The sequence below is a fragment of the Alicycliphilus denitrificans genome (genome assembly GCF_044792555.1).
GTDB lineage: Bacteria > Pseudomonadota > Gammaproteobacteria > Burkholderiales > Burkholderiaceae_C > Alicycliphilus > Alicycliphilus denitrificans_A.
In genome coordinates this window covers 2939678-2960482 of record NZ_CP126238.1, presented here as the reverse complement: position 1 = coordinate 2960482, position 20805 = coordinate 2939678, and the positions used below count along the sequence as shown (strand labels likewise).

The 20805-nt window shown below is 61.4% G+C and carries 16 protein-coding genes and 1 riboswitch; of the genes, 10 read left to right on the top strand and 6 right to left on the bottom strand.

Annotation, left to right across the window (positions count from 1 at the left end; genetic code table 11):
* The first annotated feature begins 119 nt into the window (after positions 1–119).
* The 5 genes from P7644_RS14045 to P7644_RS14025 all read left to right on the top strand — a co-directional run bounded on the left by P7644_RS14045 (position 120) and on the right by P7644_RS14025 (position 7466).
* Positions 120–1220: a polysaccharide biosynthesis/export family protein gene (locus P7644_RS14045; protein ID WP_404299879.1), complete on the top strand. Its 1101-nt coding sequence runs from the start codon at positions 120–122 to the stop codon at positions 1218–1220.
* A 3-nt stretch (positions 1221–1223) separates the two neighbouring features.
* Entirely contained in the window at positions 1224–1664 is a 441-nt protein-coding gene (locus P7644_RS14040; RefSeq protein WP_404299878.1) for a low molecular weight protein-tyrosine-phosphatase, read from the top strand.
* A 52-nt stretch (positions 1665–1716) separates the two neighbouring features.
* Positions 1717–3978, top strand: coding sequence for a polysaccharide biosynthesis tyrosine autokinase (locus P7644_RS14035; RefSeq protein ID WP_404299877.1), 2262 nt, complete (start codon positions 1717–1719; stop codon positions 3976–3978).
* Positions 3979–4089: 111 nt separating this feature from the next.
* Positions 4090–5334: a DegT/DnrJ/EryC1/StrS family aminotransferase gene (locus tag P7644_RS14030; RefSeq protein WP_404299876.1), complete on the top strand. Its 1245-nt coding sequence runs from the start codon at positions 4090–4092 to the stop codon at positions 5332–5334.
* Between the two features lie 221 nt (positions 5335–5555).
* The gene (locus P7644_RS14025; RefSeq protein WP_404299875.1) at positions 5556–7466 is read left to right on the top strand and encodes a polysaccharide biosynthesis protein; all 1911 of its coding nucleotides are present in this window, start codon (positions 5556–5558) and stop codon (positions 7464–7466) included.
* 93 nt (positions 7467–7559) lie between these two features.
* Here the strand turns inward: P7644_RS14025 and P7644_RS14020 are convergent, their stop codons facing one another.
* The 6 genes from P7644_RS14020 to P7644_RS13995 form a co-directional block, all read right to left on the bottom strand.
* Complete coding sequence (locus P7644_RS14020) at positions 7560–7985, bottom strand: type IV pilin protein (RefSeq protein WP_404299874.1); 426 nt, start codon at positions 7983–7985, stop codon at positions 7560–7562.
* 30 nt (positions 7986–8015) lie between these two features.
* Complete coding sequence (locus tag P7644_RS14015; protein WP_404299873.1) at positions 8016–11714, bottom strand: pilus assembly protein; 3699 nt, start codon at positions 11712–11714, stop codon at positions 8016–8018.
* Between the two features lie 106 nt (positions 11715–11820).
* Positions 11821–12513: a pilus assembly protein gene (locus tag P7644_RS14010; RefSeq protein ID WP_404303211.1), complete on the bottom strand. Its 693-nt coding sequence runs from the start codon at positions 12511–12513 to the stop codon at positions 11821–11823.
* A 158-nt stretch (positions 12514–12671) separates the two neighbouring features.
* On the bottom strand, positions 12672–13541 hold the full coding sequence (locus P7644_RS14005; RefSeq protein WP_404299872.1) for a PilW family protein: 870 nt from the start codon (positions 13539–13541) through the stop codon (positions 12672–12674).
* A 62-nt stretch (positions 13542–13603) separates the two neighbouring features.
* Positions 13604–14254 carry a type IV pilus modification protein PilV gene (gene pilV / locus P7644_RS14000; RefSeq protein ID WP_404299871.1) on the bottom strand — a complete coding sequence of 217 codons (651 nt, stop codon included), beginning with the start codon at positions 14252–14254 and terminating at the stop codon, positions 13604–13606.
* Complete coding sequence (locus tag P7644_RS13995; protein ID WP_404299870.1) at positions 14245–14847, bottom strand: GspH/FimT family pseudopilin; 603 nt, start codon at positions 14845–14847, stop codon at positions 14245–14247. Before P7644_RS13995 ends, pilV begins: the two co-directional genes overlap by 10 nt.
* 130 nt (positions 14848–14977) lie before the next feature.
* Here P7644_RS13995 and cbiB point away from each other — a divergent pair, with 130 nt between their 5' ends.
* From cbiB to cobT, 5 genes are all read left to right on the top strand, one after another.
* On the top strand, positions 14978–15952 hold the full coding sequence (gene cbiB, locus P7644_RS13990; RefSeq protein ID WP_404299869.1) for an adenosylcobinamide-phosphate synthase CbiB: 975 nt from the start codon (positions 14978–14980) through the stop codon (positions 15950–15952).
* Positions 15945–16943: an aminotransferase class I/II-fold pyridoxal phosphate-dependent enzyme gene (locus P7644_RS13985; RefSeq protein ID WP_404299868.1), complete on the top strand. Its 999-nt coding sequence runs from the start codon at positions 15945–15947 to the stop codon at positions 16941–16943. The genes cbiB and P7644_RS13985 overlap by 8 nt, the downstream gene beginning before the upstream one ends.
* A complete protein-coding gene (locus P7644_RS13980) occupies positions 16940–18430 on the top strand; it encodes a cobyric acid synthase (protein WP_404299867.1) in 1491 nt (496 codons plus the stop codon). The genes P7644_RS13985 and P7644_RS13980 overlap by 4 nt, the downstream gene beginning before the upstream one ends.
* Before the next feature lie 21 nt (positions 18431–18451).
* Positions 18452–18643, top strand: a riboswitch (cobalamin riboswitch).
* Positions 18644–18688: 45 nt separating this feature from the next.
* On the top strand, positions 18689–19450 hold the full coding sequence (gene bluB, locus P7644_RS13975) for a 5,6-dimethylbenzimidazole synthase (RefSeq protein ID WP_404299866.1): 762 nt from the start codon (positions 18689–18691) through the stop codon (positions 19448–19450).
* A 101-nt stretch (positions 19451–19551) separates the two neighbouring features.
* Positions 19552–20613: a nicotinate-nucleotide--dimethylbenzimidazole phosphoribosyltransferase gene (gene cobT, locus P7644_RS13970; protein ID WP_404299865.1), complete on the top strand. Its 1062-nt coding sequence runs from the start codon at positions 19552–19554 to the stop codon at positions 20611–20613.
* The last annotated feature ends 192 nt before the right edge of the window (positions 20614–20805 follow it).

The following is a 20805-nucleotide window of genomic DNA, read 5'->3' as shown; positions in this document are numbered from 1 at the left end:
TATGGCACTATGCCAGTGCCGGGGGTGCCGCGCTGGCCCTCGCAGGCTGCGCTTACGCACCTGGCCTCATCCTTGAGCCCGGCCAGGTCAGCGGGGGCAGCAGCAACGGAAAAGTTACCTTGCTGTCGCTGTGGAATCAGTCCTCGGCGGCGCCTGTGGCGCCTGCGGCCCAGGCGGGCAGCGCTGCATCGACTGATGGAGCCGCAGGCGATGGCAGTGTGGTCCCTGAAGTGCAGCGCATTGCTATTACTGCGGAACTGATCCAGCGCCAGAAGTCCGTACACGCACCACGCAGCAAAGCCATGGTGCAGCACCTTTTCGATGCACCACGTCCCTACACCATTGGGCCCGGGGATGTGCTCAACATCGTTGTCTGGGACCACCCTGAGTTCAACCTTGTGCCTGCCGGCAGCGCAGGCACTACCATGAGCCCTGACTTGGTGTCTCAGGTGGGCAATGGCTACAACGTCAACAACCAGGGCAGCATTCAGTTCCCGTACGTTGGCACCATCGCGCTCAATGGCCTGACCGAAGATCAGGCTCGTGAACTCTTGACTCGGAAACTGGCCCGTTACCTCAAAAACCCGCAGCTCACCGTGCGCGTCCAAGCCTATCGCAGTGGCCGGATCTACCTGGATGGGCAGGTGCGTGCCCCCGGTCTGCAAACCCTCAACGATGTTCCCCTGACACTGCCGGAGTCCCTGGCGCGTGCCGGTGGCCTTTTACCCACGGCAGACCGTTCCAACATCATCCTCACCCGGGGAGAGCGCACTACCGTCATCAACCTCAACCAATTGGTGGCCGATGGCGTCAACCCCAACCAGATCATGCTCGCCCCCGGGGACATGGTGCGTGTAGGCAGCCTGGAGGATGCCAAGGTCTACGTCATGGGCGAAGTGCTGCGCCCCAGCGCCTTGCAATTGCGCGACGGCAAACTCAACCTCAATCAGGCCCTGGGTGAAAGCGGGGGTATCAACCCCGTTTCCGGCAACCCGCAGCAGGTCTACGTGATCCGCAGCCAGAGCGGCGCGCAGCCGCAAGTCTTCCACCTTAACGCGAGCAACGGCGTGGCCTACGCCTTGGCCGAAGGGTTTGAGCTCAAGGCGCGCGATGTCGTATTTGTCGATCCCACCGCACTGGTGCGCTGGAACCGCGTGATCAGCCTGCTGCTGCCAAGCGCCCAAGCCGTCAACGTGAGCAGAGACGCCGTTAACAGATAAGCCATGAAGCACATCCTCTGCGTCTGCATTGGCAATATCTGCCGCAGCCCGCTGGCGCAGGTGCTGCTGCAGCGGGAACTGCCCCACGCCAAGGTCTGGTCCGCCGGCCTGGGGGCTCTGGTGGGCTACCCTGCCGATCCGCTGTCCATCACCATTGCGGCCGACAACCAGCTCGATTTATCCCAGCACAGCGCCCAGCAAATCAACACCTGGCTGTGCCAGCAAGCAGACATGATCTTGGTCATGGAGCAGGCGCACAAAGTCCAACTCGAAGGCCAGTTCCCACTGGTGCGCGGCAAAGTCTTTCGCATAGGCCATTACGGGCAATTTGACGTAGCCGACCCCTACCGGCAGCCCCGAGAAGCCTTTGACCATGCATGGGAAGGCATAAGCCAGGGAGTCGCCGATTGGGTACCACGCATCCGCCAGCTGAGCCGCCGCTGATCTCCCCGCCTTCTTTACCGCCAGGCACAAGAAGGCGCTTTTTTTCTCCACCATGAACCTTCCTGCAACCTCTTCCCAACCCGCGCCCCAGATCGCTGCAAGCAACGATGACGACAGCATCCACCTGCTGGAATTGCTGGACGTCGTGCTAGACCATAAATGGTGGATCGCCGCAGCCACTGCCGCCACCCTGGCCATAGGCGCTACATACGCCGTCGTCGCCACCCCCATCTACGATGCCAATACCCTGATTCAGGTAGAGGACGCCAAGGGCAACCCCCTGGGCAACCTGATGGGCGAAGCGGGAACCTTGTTTGATATAAAAACCCCCGCGACGGCGGAAATTGAAATTTTGCGTTCCCGCCTGGTCATCGGCCAGGCCGTACGTAATTTGCAATTGCAATTGCAGGTCAGGCCAAAATACGTGCCCATTTTTGGCCGCTGGCTGGCACGAAAGGCCGAAAAACCCTCCACTCCCGGTTTCCTCGGCATGCGGGGCTATGTTCGCGGCAATGAAGCACTGCAGGTTGTCAGCTTCACCCCTCCCGCCGATGGCCTGGGTGATCGGTTTGTGGTGGAACTCACGCCACAGGGCTATGCCCTGCTGTCCCCCGATGGGGAAAAGCTCGGCGAAGCCGCCTTTGGAGCGCCCATGGAGTTTGCATGGGAAGGCAATGCTGGGCAGCTAGAGGTTGCCAGTGCCATCGGCTTGCCAGGGGCGCAATTTTATTTGGTTGCGCGCTCGATGCTGGCTGTGACAGAAGAATTGCAAAAACAGCTAAAAATTACCGAGCAAGGGAAACAATCAGGCGTGCTGCGGGCCAACCTGGAAGGAGCGGACCCTCAGCGAATCACTGCCATATTGAACGAGGTGGGTGGATTATATGTGCGGCAAAATGTTGAGCGCAAAGCTGCCGAGGCGGAAAAAACCATTAATTTCCTGAATACTCAGTTGCCCCAATTGAAGCAAGAGCTTGAAACCAACGAGAAAAAATTCAACCAATTTCGTACTGCCCGTGGCACTTTTGATCTGGATGAAGAGGCCAAAACATTATTGAATCAAGGTGTTTCCCTGAAAATAAAACTGCTGGAGGCACAGCAAAAACGCCAGGAATTGCTTGGCCGATTTACGGAAGAGCACGCCAGCGTACAGGTGCTCACCAAGCAAATCGCTTCACTCAGTGATCAAATCAATAGTTTGGAAAGAAAGGCCCAGTCTTTTCCGCTGGTTCAGCAAGACATGCTCAGCCTGACCCGTAACGTCAAAGTCAGCAACGAGCTCTACACGAACTTGCTCAATAGCTTGCAGCAGTTGCGCCTAATCAAAGAGGGCAAGGTGGGTAATGTGCGCATCGTTGATGTGGCCGCTATACCCGAGCGCCCCGTAAAACCCCAAAAAACCTTGGTATTGGCCTTGGCCGGCGTCCTTGGCCTGTTGTTTGGTTTGGGGTTGGCCTTCGTGCGCAACAGCCTGCGCCACGGTATCCGCCATGCAGATGAATTGGAGCATGAGCTGGGCCTGCATGTGTTTGCCACTGTGCCGCTATCAGACGTCCAAACACAAATTGCCAGCGCCATTGCAGCCAAACAACCCGGCTTGCATGTACTCGCGCATGTCAAACCAGACGAGCCCGCCATTGAAAGCCTGCGCAGCCTGCGCACCGCGCTGCAATTTGCCATGCTTGATGCAGCCAACAACATCGTCCTAGTGACTGGCCCTACACCAGGGATTGGAAAATCCTTTACCAGTACCAACTTTGCTGCCGTATTGGCGGCTGCCAATCAACGCATCTTGCTGGTGGATGCGGATTTGCGTCGAGGCCATTTGCATCAATTCCTGGGATTACAGCGTGGTCTCGGCCTGAGCGAACTCATTGCAGGCAGTGCCAAACTGGAAGACGTACTGCACAAAGGTGTCTTGCCGAATATGGATTTCATTTCCACCGGAACCATGCCACCCAACCCGGCAGAATTGCTGATGAGTGCCAGCAAATCCACCTTGTGGCAAAAATTATCGGCCCAGTATGACATTGTCTTAGTTGACAGTCCACCCGTGCTGGCGGTGGCTGACACCACCGTATTGGCGCCACAGGCAGGCACTGTTTTCATGGTGGCACGCGCCGAGGTAACCAATCTTGGTGAAATGCAAGAATCGATCAAGCGCTTGGCGCAAGGCGGTGTTGCCGTCAAAGGGGCTATTTTTAATGGATTTAATATCGACCGTCGCCGCTATGGTTATGGCTATGGTTATAAATATAAAAAGTATGGTTATCGCTATCAATCGTATAAATATACGTCGCAATCTTCTTCTTGAATTTTTTATTCGAGCAAATAATAAATTGTTTATTTGAATCCAGGGTTTGGTGTGGGAAAGATAAAACTCAGGACGCAGTGCTAAGCAATAAAACGCATGGGGGATATTGAGATGTTGAATACCACCTTTTCACCATGGCCCAGCTTTACGCTGGAAGAAGCGCAAGCTGTGCAGCACGTCCTGCTTTCCAACCGGGTGAACTACTGGACGGGTACGGAATGCCGTGAATTCGAGAAGGAATTTGCAGCCTGGTGTGGCGTGCGCCATGCCGTGGCGTTGGCCAATGGCACCTTGGCGCTGGATCTGGCCCTCACCGCCCTGGGCATTGGCCCCGGTGACGAGGTAGTGGTGACGCCGCGGACCTTCATGGCCTCGGTTTCATGTGTGGTTAATGCCGGGGCTACACCGGTATTTGCCGATGTGGATCCCAACAACGGCAACATCTCCGCAGATACCATCGCTAAAGTGCTGACCGCCCGTACGCGCGCGATCATTTGCGTGCATCTTGCTGGATGGCCATGCGATATGGACCCCATCATGGCCTTGGCACAGCAACATGGCATCAAGGTGGTTGAGGATTGTGCCCAGGCCCATGGTGCGCGCTACAAGGGCCGTAGCGTTGGCAGTATCGGCCATGTGGGCGCGTGGAGCTTTTGTCAGGACAAGATCATGACCACCGGTGGCGAAGGTGGAATGGTCACAACCAATGATGAAGCATTGTGGCGGACCATGTGGAGCTACAAGGACCATGGAAAGAGCTATGAGGCTGTATACGAACGCCAGCACCCACCAGGCTTTCGCTGGGTACATGAAAGCTTTGGTTCCAATTGGCGCATGATGGAAATACAGGCGGTCATTGGACGTATCCAGCTACGCCGCATGACGCAATGGATGCAAGCACGTCATGACAATGCCGCAACTGTGCATGGTGCCTTGTCGCAGTTCGCAGGGCAAGATGGGGTTGTACGCCTGCCGGAGTTCGCATGCGATGGCCAAGCCTCGCATACTCCCAATGCCTGCGGCTCCATTGGGCAAGAAAGCCTGCATGCGCAATACAAATTCTATGCATACACGCGACCTGACCGACTGGCTCTTGGTTGGACTCGGGACCGCATTGTTGCCGCGATAAACGCCGAAGGCGTGCCCTGCTACCAGGGCAGTTGTTCAGAGGTCTATCTGGAAAAAGCCTTTGACGGTACAGGGTACCGCCCCAAGGAACGCCTGCGTGTGGCCCGGGACCTGGGAGAAAACTCCTTGATGTTCCTTGTCCACCCCACCCTCACTGCCCAAGAGATTGAGCAGACTTGTAAAGCGATCAGGGCGACCCTGACCCAGGCAGCGGGTGGCCTTGTATGACCACCCGTTGCCGCTGCCAACACTCAAGAATGAGTCGTCTATGCAGGAGATGAAGGACTGGGATCAACCCCATTCACATCTGCTTCACAAGCATCCATATGCTCGTCCGGGATGTGACAACTAACCACTCGCTTCATATGGCATTTAGACAACTCAATCGCGGGCTCATACATCTGCCCAGGCTTGGAAAGCGCTTACTGGCGCTATCCCTGGATGCCCTGATGTGTGCGCTGACCGTGTGGATGGCTTGGTGCCTGCGGCTGGAAATATGGGTGCCATTCGGTGCCACGGAGGTCTGGGCCACGGTGGGTGCATGGGTGATAGGCTTGCCGGTGTTCTGGCGCTACGGGCTCTATGCCGCCATTTTTCGATATGCGGGGTGGAATGCCATGCTGGCGCTGGGCAAGGCCGCTGCAGTGTATGGAGTGCTCTACGCCTTGGTATTCACCGTGATAGGTGTCAAGGGCATTCCCCGGTCGGTAGGCATCATCCAGCCTTTGCTCATGTTTGTGGCGCTTGGCTTGAGCCGTTTGGCCGTGCGCCTGTGGTTAGGTGGCCTCTATCGCGAGTTGCTCAAGCGGCTGAATGCTCCGGGGGTGCTGATCTACGGAGCTGGCACAGCAGGCCGGCAACTTGCGGCGGGGATGCTGAAAATCAGTGACCAAAGGCTGATGGGGTTTGTCGATGACAATCCGCAGCTGCAAGGCCGCCGGCTCAACGGCATACCCGTCCATGCCCCGGCTGACCTGCCCCGCATAGTCCAGCAATACAAGATCCATCACATGCTGCTTGCCATACCGTCGGCCAGCCCGGCACGACGAAAGGAAATCCTGAGGCAAATGCGACCTTACCCCGTGCATGTGCGCACATTGCCTAGCCTGGCCAGCCTGATGACCCGAGGGGTGAGTCCGAGTGACCTGCATGAACTGGACATCGAGGATCTGCTGGGTCGGGATCCTGTGGCACCAGATGAATCCCTCATGGAACAACACCTGGGCGGCAAGACGGTGATGGTCACAGGCGCAGGCGGCTCTATCGGCAGCGAATTGTGTCGCCAAATCATGCAATGGAGGCCGAAAACCCTGTTGCTACTGGAACTGAGTGAGTATGGGCTCTATGAAATCGAGCATGAACTCCAGGTGTTGGCAGCCAGCCGGCCTGGCGTCGCCCCCGTAGAGATCGTGCCGCTGCAGGGCTCGGTGCAAGATGCGGCGCGTGTGGATGAAATCCTGCAAGCCTGGCGCCCGCACATCATCTATCACGCTGCAGCCTACAAGCATGTTCCCCTGGTGGAGCACAACGCCCTGCAGGGCCTGCGCAACAACGTCTGGGGCACGCTGGTGTGTGCACGCGCCGCGGTCCGGTGTGGAGTAGAGCGCTTTGTGTTGGTCAGCACCGACAAGGCAGTGCGTCCCACCAATGTCATGGGTGCCAGCAAGCGCCTGGCCGAGATGGTGCTGCAGGCGCTGGCCGATCATGCACCAAGCGCCACCTGTTTCACCATGGTGCGCTTTGGCAACGTGCTCGGCTCGTCAGGGTCGGTGGTGCCCCTGTTTCGGCGCCAGATCGCCGCAGGCGGCCCCATTACCCTGACGCATCGCGACATCACCCGGTTTTTCATGACCATTCCAGAGGCCGCCCAGCTCGTCATTCAGACGGGCGCCATGGCCCGGGGGGGGGATGTCTTCGTGCTCGACATGGGAGAGCCGGTGCGCATATACGATCTTGCCTGCCGTATGGTGGAACTCACGGGCCAGCGCGTGCGCGATGCCCAAAACCCGTGGGGCAGCATAGAAATCAAGATCACAGGCCTGCGCCCGGGCGAAAAGCTTTATGAAGAACTGCTGATCGGCGAAGACACGCACCCCACCAATCACCCCCGCATTCTGAAAGCCCATGAGCGCTTCCTGCCCTGGCATGAGTTGCAAAACTCTCTACAACTGCTCGCCGACCAGATGGATGCAGGCAATCATGCTGGCGTGCGCACTTTGCTCAAGCAGTTGGTAGAAGGTTATCACCCTCGCAACCCGGTGGTGGATTGGGTGTACCAGGCGCAGGTGGCAAGACACGCAGCTGCCAGCGTTCAGCAGCCCGCCGCCGAGGAGCAACTCATTGAGCTTGCCCGGGCATAAGAGCCTGCCATCCGCTGGCCTTTGCAGATCGTTTAATGTGCGGCACTCCTTCGATGGTCGGCTTGGGCATCGCGCCACGCTACAAGAGCAAGGTTACTTGCCCCAGCAGTCGGGGTTGTAGCCGCTCTGGCCGGCCGTCTTGCCATTGGCTCCGCGCAAGCCTGTGTTGGTGAGCGTGTAGTTGCCGCACTTGTCGGTGGCTTGGGCGCCTTTGGGGGTGGCGGTCAGGGTGAAGCCGATTACTGGGTTGCCATTGGGTTCGTAGCCGATGTCGTAGCGATCGTTGGGCACTTTTGCCAGATTCGCAGGGAAGGCTGCTTTTGCTGGATAGGTGCCCGTGGCTGTGGCCGCCCGCTCCAGCCACTGCGCCGCTTGCAGCAGCCCGGCGCGCGCCTCGGCGCGGTGGCCGCGGCGCACGTACTCGGTGTAGTTGGGGTAGGCGATGGCCGAGAGGATGCCCACGATGGCCACCACGATCATCACCTCGATGAGGGTAAAGCCTTGTTGTGCATGCTTCATAGAAAAATGTGCTCCTGTGCGCGCCCTGGGTCAGCGCAGTTGACGCCAGCTGGGGCGCACGGATTGTTCAGGCATACGGTTCAGAGTGTCCCGGGCACCGCCCCCCCCGGTGAGGTCCACGATGCGATTGGGCTTAGTGATCAGAATCGGCGTACCGGTCTTTACAGGTGCCCGGGCTACTTTCAAGTCGTCGGCGTTGTAGATGCCATTGTTGTCGTAGTCCACCAGTTGAACCGTGGGAAGTTTGCCATCCATGATGTTAATCAGCGTTCGGAACTGGCTGCCAGCGCTGGTGTCCACCTTCACCGGGACGCAGCTTTCGTTGATGTTGTCGCTCTCGCTGTTCTTGGTGCCCGAGGGCGATTCGCTATAAACCGCAAGAATGTTGCTGCCATCAAAGAACTGCATGGGTTTGAGCAGCCGCTCGCCGCCAAACGGCAAGTCCAGGTACCAGCCTTTGTAGTCCTTCCAGGTTTCTTTTTTTAGCTCCTGAGTGGCAGTCACCGTGGCGAAGTCGCCGGACACTGTGGTGATGCTTTGTTTGGCCAAGGGCTTGCCATCGTTGGCTATGGCGCCTACGGGCGTAGGAGTGGGTACGCAGGTGGCGGGCGCGCTCGTGCAGTCGCCCGCGCCTGGGTGAACTTCCAGTGAGGTTTTGTCGGACTTCATGCGATAGCGCGTGTTGTCCAGCACGGAGTACAGCGTTTGCACTGGTTGCGCAATATCGGTGCGGCGGTCGTTCGCGGTGAGGTTACGGCCCGTGCCAAAGGCAACCATCATGCCGCCGATGGGAACGGTCTTGGCACTGTCGCCCGTGCCCACGGTCACTACGCGATCATTGGGGCGCACGATGGGCGGGGCCGTGATTGGCTGCACTTTGTCGCGTGTGCTGCCGGTCAGCGTGGCGGGGCCACGCGCGGTGAACAGCGGCTTGTTGTCGCCGAACGCTACCTTCCAATCACTCTCGGTAGCGCTGGTCACGTCAAACTTCCAGAGATTGCCCAGGTTGTCGCCCGCATAGATTACATCGGTCTTGCCATCACCATCCAGATCCACCAGTGCGGGCGATGCCAGGCCATTGTCAGCGGCGTTGCCTGTGCCCGTGGCCTGGGTGGTGGCCTGTATGCGCTTGAGCGCCTTATCGCCATCGAGGTACTGCACCAGCAGCACCGGGCGCTGATTGGTGCTGTTGTAGCCATTGCCCATCACCACCGCCCAGCGGCCATTGTTCATGCGCGTGATCTGCGTGGCCTCCTGCAGGTTGGCGGGGTTGCGCCCCGGCTTGGCGACGATGTTGCCGATGTCCTTGTTCTCCTCCACGGCAGCGTTGCAGGCAGTTTGTGCCGCACCTGCCAGCGCAGCGCAGTTGGGGGCGGCCTCACTGTTGCCGCGGGTGCGATCCAGCACCACCAGATCGGCCGCAGCGGTGGTGCCGAAGCTGCCGGGTTTGGTCACATCCAGCAGAAAGTAGCCCTTGCCACCGGCACCCAGTGAACCCACAAGCATGGTCTTCCAGGTGCTGCCGTCCTTGATGTCGCCGGTCATGGGCGAGCCATCGACGTAATAGCGGTGCTGGTAATCCTTGTCGGTCAGTGCCTTCAGCCCGCCTACCACGCCACGCGGCACATAGGCGATCAACTCCTTGCCATCGGTCGCCGAGAAACCGTGCAGCATGCCGTCGTTGCCACCGACGTAAATAACGGGTGTGCGGTTCTTCTGGGTCGTCACAAAGGCCGAATAGCCCATCGCATAGTTGCTGGAAGGGCGGCCGGTGTACCAGATTTCGGAGTTGACCACGTCGCCCTGTCGGCTGTAGCGCACGCGCAGCGGCTTGTCGGTAGTGGTGCCTTCCAGAGACCGGTCGCCCCGGATGTAATTGACGATGTTTAGCCCCTGGGTCTTCAGAGGGTCCAGGCTGGTGTCGCCCGAGGTAACACCGAGCAGTGCCAGCTTCTGGGCAGTGCTGTAACCGATTCCGGTTGTGCTATCCCACTTGAATGGGATGCCGTTGTTGGTGTCGTCGCTCCAACTCAGCACCAGCCGGTTGTCCACCGATGCCAGTTCGTCAAGCCGGTCTGCCGTGGACTTGCCTTCCCATCCGGAAGTGGTGTCAGGAAAGCGGATGCACTTGAGAGTCGCGTCGTCCTTTGTGGGACAGGCATATTCTTCGGGTTCAACAGCCCGCGTGGCAGTGATGGATCCGCTCCAGCCCCTTTTGGGGCTATAGATCGATGCAAAAATTCCGGCATTGTTTTGCGAAACGTTGTAGCCGCTGGTGCTGCCGCCACCGGCAATTTCGTCGGGTAAGGGGGCGCTTTCGGTGTTGATTTTTCCGATGATTTCGCGGAAGGCTTTGGCGAGGTCTTCGGCTTCTGTGACGGCATAAAACAACCCCCGCCCATTGATCGCAGAGTGCCAAAGATCCAGTGAGCGCTGTTCTACGTCAGTGTCCGAGTTCGTAGTGTCCATCGATGGCCACTTCTGCAATCCCGTGACTAACTCTGGAAAACTGCCGTTGTAGTTAAATGGTGTTTTTTCGGATGGTGAAATAATGCCGGTGCTGCTTGGCCAAGTAATGGCAGCATTACTGAATCCGATGGTGTAAGTAACCATATGCGGCCAAGTAGCAGGGTTGTATTTGGGGTTCCAGTATTTTTCGAGGTCAACCGTTTTTGTTTCTTCTCTGGTTCCCACTTTTACTTGGGTGGTGCCGGTCTGACCTTGGGTCCATTCCAAGCAATTCTTTCCATTTTTGCTCCACCTTAGGCATGGAGGGATATCCCTATATACAGGCTGTTCTTCATAAATATCCACTGTTTTGCTTCCTGTGAAGCTTTCGGTGGCAGGAGCATCTTCATAAACTTTGGAAGGCTTGAGTTTATCGGCCTCCTTTAACTTGCTAGCATCTTGAAGTGGAACAGCCCAGCTTTGGAATGCCCAGTCGGCGAGTGTGCTAGGGTCATCGCTTTTATAAATGTTGGTTTGATCAGAGGTGATGTCATAAGATTTTCCGTCTGGAAGAGTGGTGTTCTTATAATCTATTTCGCCAATACGATAAGTGTTGGTTAGACTGTTCCATCGTCCGTCAGTCATTATGATGTGGTAATTTCTACGGCAGCCGAGATATTCTTCGGCCTTGCTGCCTGTTCCGCCTGGGTCCGTCGACCATGGACTGTTTTTGTTGCCGCTTACAGGTCGACGCATGTAATCATCGGCTTGCTTGAACATCTTGTGAGAAGGGGTGTAGCCACTTGGCTTCACGTTCTTGACAAAATCAAGGAAATTTTTTCGATGGCCTGTGGTAGTGCTTTCAGGCAATGGTCGCATTGAATTGGTTTGCATAGTGCTGCTGTCAACATTACTAGCGAAACTTTGCCAGGCTAGGCGAATTTTTTTGTCAGGTATTAATTCTGTATCTCTAAATACAGTGTCAAGGGAATATTTAAGAACATTAATTCGTCTGGCAGTATTTTCCCAAGTTCCATTGTCATAGGGTTCGGTGTAACCTTTTCCAGTATTTATTGATCCCGTGCTTTCGGTTTTTACACCGTCATCCATGCTTCCCGAGCTGTCAATCGAAATAATCACGTTCGGCGCTACGAAGGCTGATTTGGAGGTGGGCAGCGGTGGCTCCTGCACCAGATCCAGCGCCCAGGCGGGGGTCAGCGCGGCGCCAATGGCGATGGCCAGCAGGTTCTTCTGGAAGGGGCGGTTCTGGGTGCGGGGCATGGTGTGCTCCTTGGCGATGGATTCAGAAAATTAAGTGAAATGGCTTGAAATGCTTGTGTGGCGTGCGTTAAAAGCTATTTATTTAATAGCTATTTAGCGCAGAATTTCAATCCTTTGTCCGTTGGCGTGCATAGGTTTCCTGCAGAACGACGGTGGAGCCGGGCTTGAGCCCCATGGCCAGCGCCGTGATGCGGAAGACGACGTAAACGTCAAGGTTCAGCGGTAACTGGTTAGTGCTGGAATCCACGATCAAATTGGCGGTTTTGGCTTTCTCGCTGTAGCGCAAGATTTCTATCCAGTACCAGCCGCCGCGTCCCGCCGCAGTTTCGGTCAGGATGGGGTTGAGTGGGCCAGAGGTGTTGGTATTGGCGGCCCCGGTGAACTGGCCATAACGGGCGCCCACGGCCATCAGGTCGGTCAGCGGTACCTCGCCCAGGGCGGTGTTGGCCGCGGGCGTGATGGTGGTGTCCGCCTTGGCGTAATTCCAGAAGTCCTGCCGCCCCACGCGCCGCGCGCATAGGCCATCTTTACAACGAGTGGACTCGCTCTCAAGCAGGGTGATCAAGGGGTTGATTTCGTTTGTGTCGCCCGGGAACTTCAATGCGCTGGAGTACGCCCGGCACGGGGGGCCGTTGCATGGGGAGCCATCGGCCATTTCCCCGCGGATGTCGAGTTCAGCGTCTTGCAGCAGCGCCTGGGCAGCCGCGAAGGCGCGTTGGTAGTCTGCATCGTTGCTCACCACCATTTCATTGAACAGCGATGTGCGCGACGCCCACAGCGCCAGCAACATGGAGAGCATGACAAAGATGATGACGACGAACAGAGCCACGCCACGCTGGTGTGCGGCAACGGCTGGCAAGAATTGCCCATGCCCACCATTGGCGGGGGAGGGGGGGGCAATGGGACGCGAATGGGTCAGCATGGTGGCTAATTTGCGGTGTTCAGGCGAGGCACGCATCAGATCAGCCCCTGGCTTCGCAATTGGAAGGTGTTGCGAAACAGCAGGTGCATGCGGTTTTTGCGTGTGCCGGTAAGGGTGGTCATATCAACGCTGTCGCCCTCGCAGTTGGTGTAGCTGCTGCCGGAGGGCATGTCGATGGTTTCGCTGCCGTAAAGCACCAAGCACACCTGCACGCCCTGCACGCGACGCCATGTGGGATCAGTGGCGTCGGCTGGCATGTCGCTTCCCTTGGTGTATTGCACCGTGGTTCCGGTGGTGCTGGTGGTTTGCACCAGGTAGGTGAGTTGGAACTGCGCGACGTTTTGCGCGATTGGCTGGGCTGCGGCTCCGTTGCCGCCGCATCGGAGATTTCCATCTGTGAAGGTAAAGACGCTCTCGACGCGTTGGTCGGTGCTGGTGTTGCCCGGGGCGCCCACACAGTTGCGCGCCAGATAATCAGTGCCGGTGACGGTGCTGGTGGCGTTGTTGGCAAAGAACACGTTGTCTTGGTAGCGTCTGAATCCGATGGTCACGGAATCGCTACCTCCCTTGAGGGTGTCTTGGTGATCGAAGCTGTTTCCGCTGCCTTGTGCATCGGCTTTGATTTCAAAAACCACGGCGCTAAGTACGTCGGTGCTGGCATCACCAATAGGGTCAGGGTTTAGATAAAGCGAGCTGGTTTGGCGCAGTTGCAGGCCGATCGTCCGCAGGATGTAAGCGCCCTGTTGTTGGATGCTGCTGGCGTCGCTCACGGTGCCAGATACGCCGCGCGAGACCATTAGCGCGCCCATGGCGACCGCAACGACCAGCAGGCCGATCGATAGGCCTACCAGCAGCTCGATCAGGGTTACGCCGCGCTGCTGCAGGAGGGGGGGGGGAGTTTTCATGTTGTATGCCAAGCCAGATAGGCGCTTGTTGCTATTTTTTCGACAGCATGGGATGGTTTCCATTACGAGCAATACAGCATCTTTGTGCCGCTGCCGTTGTCGTGGGGTGCGCAGCGGGCTGCGACGGGGATGTACTGCAAGTGACAGGTTGTGTCTGCGGGGCAGGCGTTGGTGGTGTCGGTTCCAGCCGCAAAGGTGACGGTGCCGGAGCTGTCGACAGAGCGAATCTTGCTGGCATCGATGTCGTCGGTTTTGGTGCCTTCATGCTCGTTTTCGCGCCAGGCGATGATTACGCCGAGTTGGCGGCGGTTGGTGTCAACGGTCTCGCCCGGCGCCAAGAAGATGCTCGCTTGCCCTAGCGGAAGCGTTCCCGCCACGGTTGTTTTCCATTGCTTCAGGTCGTACTTAGCCTGCTCCGCCGGGGTGCAGATCTTGCTGCTGCAGTCGGTGACGGTTAGGTCGCTCCCCTTTTCGCTGTAACCAGACGCGTATTCTTCGATGCTCAGTAATGCATTGGGGCTAACCCTCATGCGTTCGCTTAGGTCTTCAATCAGACGTATCGCCTGGGCACGGCGCACGGAAGTCTGGGTGTCGGTCAGGGTGCGCATCTGTACGCCCAGAATGCCCAAAATGCCCAGTGCCGCAATGACGATGGCAACCAGGGATTCAATCAGCGTGATGCCGCGCTGGCGGCCGGGCGACATCAATCGCATATCACTTCTCCTTCACGAATTCGTATGCGGCCACCGCTGCTCATGCACAGCGTGCGCGTGGCGGGTGATGTGACGCCCGGTCCAGCAGGAGACAGCGTGAAGCTCAACATATTGCCTCCCGTCATTCCATAGCGATCGAAACGTAGGAAGTTTCCTGTCGGTTTGCGCATGATGTTTAGTCTGTTGGGGGGCGGTATCGTTTGCAGCAGCTCTTCGGAGGTTTGTCGGGTGCCGTCGTTATTGCTGTCCACGAAGATGAACCAGCCGCAACCCCATTCTTGGGTAGTGCCTGCCTCTTGGCAGCCATCAGTGCCTTGCGGATGCTTGCGCATAGTGACATTGCCCCCTCGCTTGATGGCCTCTGAGCGCGCGTAATAAATAGAGGATTGCAGCTCTTCTGCCGCCTGGCGTACGCGCCAACGCTCAATCGTGGACGTAAAACTGGGCGCGGCCAGCGATGCGAGGACGGCCACTATGGCGATCACCACCATCAGCTCGATGGCCGTGAAGCCGCGCTGGGATGCGCCGATGGGGCAGACTCTCCCCACGCGAGAAAGCGTACGGAATAGGTAACGAACGTGCGGGTGTTGCATGTTTTGATGCTGCCTGTAACGAAACGGTTTGACGCCAGCCGACCGGACGAGTGGAGTCCGAATGGCGACAAGCGGCCTGTCGGTGTCGCGTCTGGGCGTCAGTCGATCTCATCCGCGGTAGGCTCGCCGCATGTTGTTCTGGATATTCGATGCGGCCGTACCCGTCGCCGCCCTGCTGCTGGCCCTGGCCATTGACCGCTGGTGCGGCGAGCCGCCCGCGCGCTGGCACCCCGTGGTGTGGATGGGGCGGGCGCTGGGCTGGTGCGGCGCGCGTGTGGCGCCGGCCCAGGCCACGGGGCGTGATCTATGGTCTTTTTGGCTTGCAACGATTACCTGGTGTGTGCTGGCAGCTATGGTTTTCTTGCTTGCTGCGGCGCTGCAATGGGCCGCCATGGACCGCCTGCCGGCCTGGGGCGCGGCGCTGGTGTTGGGGCTGCTGCTGAAACCGTTGCTCGCCTGGCGCATGCTGCGCACCGAGGTGCTGGCGGTGGAGGCGGCGCTGGGCGAATCGCTCGCTGCCGGGCGCGCGCGCCTGGCCTGGCTGGTGAGCCGCGACGTGCAGCAATTGGACGCCACGGCGGTGCGCGAGAGCGCCATCGAGTCGCTGGCCGAGAACCTGAGCGACTCGGTGGTCGCGCCGCTGTTCTGGTTCGTGCTGCTGGGTCTGCCGGGCGCGGCGCTGTACCGCTTTGCCAACACGGCCGATGCCATGTGGGGCTACCCCGGCATGCGTGGCGGGCGCTATTGGCAATGGGCCGGCAAATGGGCGGCGCGCGCGGACGATGTGCTGTCCTGGCTGCCCGCGCGGCTGACGGCGCTGCTGCTGTGGCTGGCGGCGCGCGGCGGCGTGCGCTTTGGTGCGCTGCATGTGCAGGCGCGCGCCACACCGTCGCCCAACGGCGGCTGGCCCATGGGCGCCATGGCGCTGGCGCTGGGCGTGCGGCTGGCCAAGCCCGGGGTGTATGCGCTGAACGCCACGGGCCGCGCGGCCCGGGCGGCGGACACGCGGCGCGCCGTGGATTTGGCATCAAAATCGATTGCGGCGCTTATCCCTTTTGCGTTGGCAGCTCTTGTATCGATAGCTATAGTGCGCGCCCATGTCTGACCCTGTTGCGCTGCACGGCGGCCCGGATGCGCTGGGCGTGCCGCTGCACGACTTTTCCACCAATGCCAACGCCTGCGGGCCCTGTCCGCAGGCGCTCGCCGCGCTGGTGCAGGCCGACCGCCGCCATTACCCCGACCCAGGCTACACGGCGCTGCGCGCGCGGCTCGGCGCGTTCCACGGCGTGGTGGCAGGGCGCATCGTGATCGCCGCCAGCGCCAGCGAGTTCATCCACCGCATCACTGCATTTGCCGCGCGCGGCGGCCTGCGCCACGCCGTCGTTCCCATGCATGGCTATGGCGACTACGCGCGCGCCGCCCGGGTCTGGGGGCTGGCGGTGGTTGAGGCAGCGCAGGCACCGGCCCTGCGCTGGGCCTGCGAGCCCGCCAGCCCGCTGGGCCGGGCGGATACGGCCCTGGCCGCCTGGGCGCAGTCCCCCGGCGCGCCGGGTGGCTTGCGCGTGCTGGACCGCGCCTATGCGCCCCTGCGCCTGGAGGGCGCCGCGGCCGCGCCGCCCGACGATGTGTGGCAGCTGTGGTCGCCCAACAAGGCCCTGGGCCTCACCGGGGTACGCGCGGCCTATGCCATTGCACCGGCCGCGGCCGTGGCGGACGGCAGTGTGGCGGCGCTGCAGGCGCTGGCGCCTTCCTGGCCCGTGGGGGCGGACGGCGTGGCGTTGCTCACGGCCTGGGTGCGCGGCGATACGCAGGTCTGGCTGGCGCAGTCGCTCGTCACACTGCGCGACTGGAAGGCGGCGCAGCTGCGCCTATGCGCCCATCTAGGCTGGGCCGTGCTGCCGGGCAGCTTGGCCAATTTTTTCACCGCCCGGCCGCTGGTAGAGGATTTGCCGGCCGTGCTGCAGGCGCTGCGCGGGCAGGGCATCAAGCTGCGCGACTGCGCGTCGTTTGGACTGCCGGGCCATGTGCGCCTGGGCGTGCTCGCGCCCCAGGCGCAGCAGGCGCTGGCGCTGATCTGGCGACAATGCACCACATGACGAACAAGACATTTCCCGGCCCGGCGCGCTGCGTCATGGTGCTCGGCACCACCAGCGGCGCCGGCAAGAGCTGGCTCACCACCGCGCTGTGCCGCTACTACAGCAACCTGGGCCTGAAGGTGGCGCCGTTCAAGGCGCAGAACATGAGCAACAACGCCCGCGTGGTCGAGGGTATCGACGGCGCCTGGGGTGAGATCGGCTCGGCGCAGTACTTCCAGGCACTGGCCGCGCGCGCCGTGCCCGAGGTGAGCATGAACCCGCTCTTGCTCAAGCCCGAGGCCGACACGCACAGCCAGGTGGTGTTGCTGGGGCAGGTGAGCGCCGAGCTGACCGACTTGCCCTGGCGCGGTCGCAGCCAGATGGTGTGGCCGCAGATCGCCGCCGCGCTGGACCAGCTCCGCGCCGAGAACGACGTGGTGGTGATCGAGGGCGCCGGTTCGCCCGCCGAGACCAACCTGCACGCCAGCGACATCGTGAACATGAGCGTGGCGCGCCATGCCGGCGCGCGCTGCCTGCTGGTGACCGACATCGACCGGGGCGGCGCCTTTGCCCACCTCTACGGCACCTGGGCGCTGCTGCCCGAGGACGAGCGCGCGCTGATCCACGGCTTCGTGCTCAACAAGTTCCGGGGCGACGCCAGCCTGCTCGCGCCCGCGCCGCAGCACCTGCAGGAGCGCACCGGCGTGCCCACCGTGGCCACCATCCCCATGCAGTGGCACCACGGTCTGCCCGAGGAAGATGGGGTGTTCGACGACCGCAGCACCACGCCCGGCGCCGTGCACACCACGGTGGCCGTGGTGGCCTACCCGCGTATCAGCAACCTCGACGAATTCCAGCCGCTCAAGAACGTGCCCGGCCTGCGCCTGCAGTGGGTGCGCAGCCCGGCCGACGTGGCGGGCCTACGGCCAACGGACTGGATCGTGCTGCCCGGGTCGAAAGCCACCGCCGCCGACCTGGCCTGGCTGCGCGCGCAGGGCCTGGACCAGTCCATCGCCGCGCACGCGGGGCAGGGTGGCACCGTGCTGGGCGTGTGCGGCGGCCTGCAGATGCTGGGCGAGGCGCTGATCGACCCCGAGGGCATCGACGGCAACGGCCCCGGCCTGGGCCTGCTGCCCCTGGTCACCGTGTTCGAGCCCGCCAAGACCGTGCGGCACACCAGCGCGGCGTTCGGGGCGCTGGCGGGCGCCTGGGCGCCGCTCTCGGGCGTGCGTGCCGAGGGCTACGAAATCCACCACGGCCAGACGGCCCAGCACCCCGCCATGGCCGCCAAGGGCGACGTGGCGCGCGAGGTCATGCCCGGCATCGCTTGGCAGAACCCGGCGGGCAATGTGCTGGGCGTGTACCTGCACGGTTTGTTCGAGGACGCCGCCGTGCTGCATGCCCTGTTTGGTGCCCAGGCGCCCACGCTGGAGACCGTGTTCGACGGCCTAGCCGAGGGCGTGGCCCGGCACTTCGATCCGGGCGTGCTGGACGCGCTGATCGCGTAAGCATTCCGCATAGGGCGGCTGCTATCATCCCGCCCCTCAGGTGCCCAATGCCATGATGGCAAAGGGAGAATCGGGAAGGCGGTGCAACTCCGCCGCGTGCCCAACGCTGTAAGGACGATGCCGCGCACAAATGCCACTGGCTGCCCAGCCGGGAAGGTGTGCCAAGGCAGACGACTCCGAGCCAGAAGACCGGCCTGAGCCATTCTTGGCGCTGCAAGGCCGGGCAGCGCTGCCACTATTCACGCACAGGGGACTGCCATGAATACCAGCGCGGTGGCGCAAGCCACGCCCAGCGCGCACGCCTTCACGCAAGAAGCGCGCGACGCCATCTACCACGCCATCTTTTCACGCCGCGATGTGCGCGGGCAGTTTTTGCCCACGCCCGTGCCCGACGAGGTGCTCAGCCGCATCCTCACCGCCGCGCACCACGCGCCCTCGGTGGGCTTCATGCAGCCCTGGAACTTCCTCGTGGTGCGCTCGCAGGGCACCAAGCGCCGCGTGCACGATGCCTTCGCCAAGGCCCATGCCGAGGCCGCCGGCATGTTCGAGGGCGACAGGCGCGTCACCTACCAAAAGCTCAAGCTCGAAGGCATCATCGAGTCGCCGGTCGGCATCTGCATCACCTGCGACCGCGAGCGCACCGGCCCGGTGGTGGTGGGCCGCACCCACATGAAGACCATGGACCTGTACAGCAGCGTCTGCGCCGTGCAGAACCTGTGGCTGGCCGCGCGCGCCGAGGGGCTGGGCGTGGGCTGGGTCAGCATCTTCCACCAGGCCGATTTGCAGCAGGCCCTGGGCATCCCCAAGGGCATCACCCCCGTCGCCTACCTGTGCGTGGGCTACGTGAGCCACTTTTGTGACAAGCCCGAGTTGGAAACCGCCGGCTGGCTGCCGCGCCTGCCCATGGAAGACCTCGTGTACTTCGACCAATGGGGCCAGCGCGACGACCAGCAGCCGCTCATCGCCCACCTGCAGCGCGACCAGGCCGCCGCCCGGCGCGGGCGCGAAGCCATCGCCTGACCCCGCCACCACGCGCCGACTTGGCGTGCACCGTCATTGATTGATCGCGCGGGCCTGCGTGTGCGGGCCGCGCTCCACCCCGATGGAAAGTTGAACAAGCCATGAATGCCCACCTGCCCCTGATTGCCGACATCACCGACCCGCAGCTCACCCAGGCCCTGCAGCACAAGCTGGACCACAAGACCAAACCCCTGGGCTCGCTGGGCCGCCTGGAGCAGCTTGCGCTGCGCCTGGGTCAGATCCAGGGCTCCGCATCCCCCCGGCTGGAGCAGCCGCAGATGGTCGTCTTCGCGGGCGACCACGGCCTGGCCGCGCGAGGCGTCTCGGCCTTTCCGAGCGACGTGACCTGGCAGATGGTGGAAAACTTTCTCGCCGGCGGCGCCGCCGTCAGCGTGCTGGCGCGCCAGCACGGCCTGGCGCTCACCGTGGTGGACTGCGGCGTGGCGCGCGACATCGCCCCGCGCGAAGCCGCCCCCGGCCAGCCACGCCTGCTGCTGCGCAAGGTGGCGCCCGGCACGAATGACGCCAGTCAAGGCCCGGCCATGAGCGCCGCGCAGTGCGCCCAGGCCTTGAACCACGGTGTCGAACTGGTGCGCGAGCTGCCCGGCAACGTGCTGCTGCTGGGCGAAATGGGCATCGCCAACACCTCGGTGGCCTCGCTGCTGTTGGCGCGCCTGTGCGGCCTTTCGCTGCAGGATTGCACCGGCGCGGGCACCGGGCTGGACGCCGCCGGCATCGAGCGCAAGCGCGCCGTGCTGCAACAGGCGCTGGACGCCAACGCCGCCGCCACCACGCCGCTCGAAGCCCTGGCCGCGCTGGGCGGCTACGAGGTCGCCACCATGGTCGGCGCCGTGCTGCAGGCCGCGCAGGAGCGCCGCGTGATCCTGGTGGACGGCTTCATCACCAGCGCCGCCGTGCTCGTCGCCAGCCGCCTGCAGCCCCTGGTGCTGCAACGCTGCGTGTTCGCCCACCGCTCGGGCGAACGCGGCCACCAGCTCATGCTCGCGCAAATGCAGGCCGAGCCGCTGCTTCAACTCGACCTGCGCCTGGGCGAAGGCTCCGGCGCCGCGCTGGCCTGGCCGCTGCTGCAGTCCGCCTGCGCCATCCTGCAGGAGATGGCGAGCTTTGAGGCGGCGGGGGTGTCGGAGCAAAGCGCAGCCTGATGGAGGGCCCTGGCGGTGCCGCCAGTTTGTGGAAGCGGAATGCGCAAAAAGCTATTTAATCAATAGCTGCTTGCGCTTGTGGGATATGCGTTACAGGATGATTTGGTTGTGAATCTGCGCGAGCGGATGTGAAGGTGCGGCGACCGGTGCCGAATGCTGGCGGCCCGATCACACCGCCTGCGGCCACTTGAT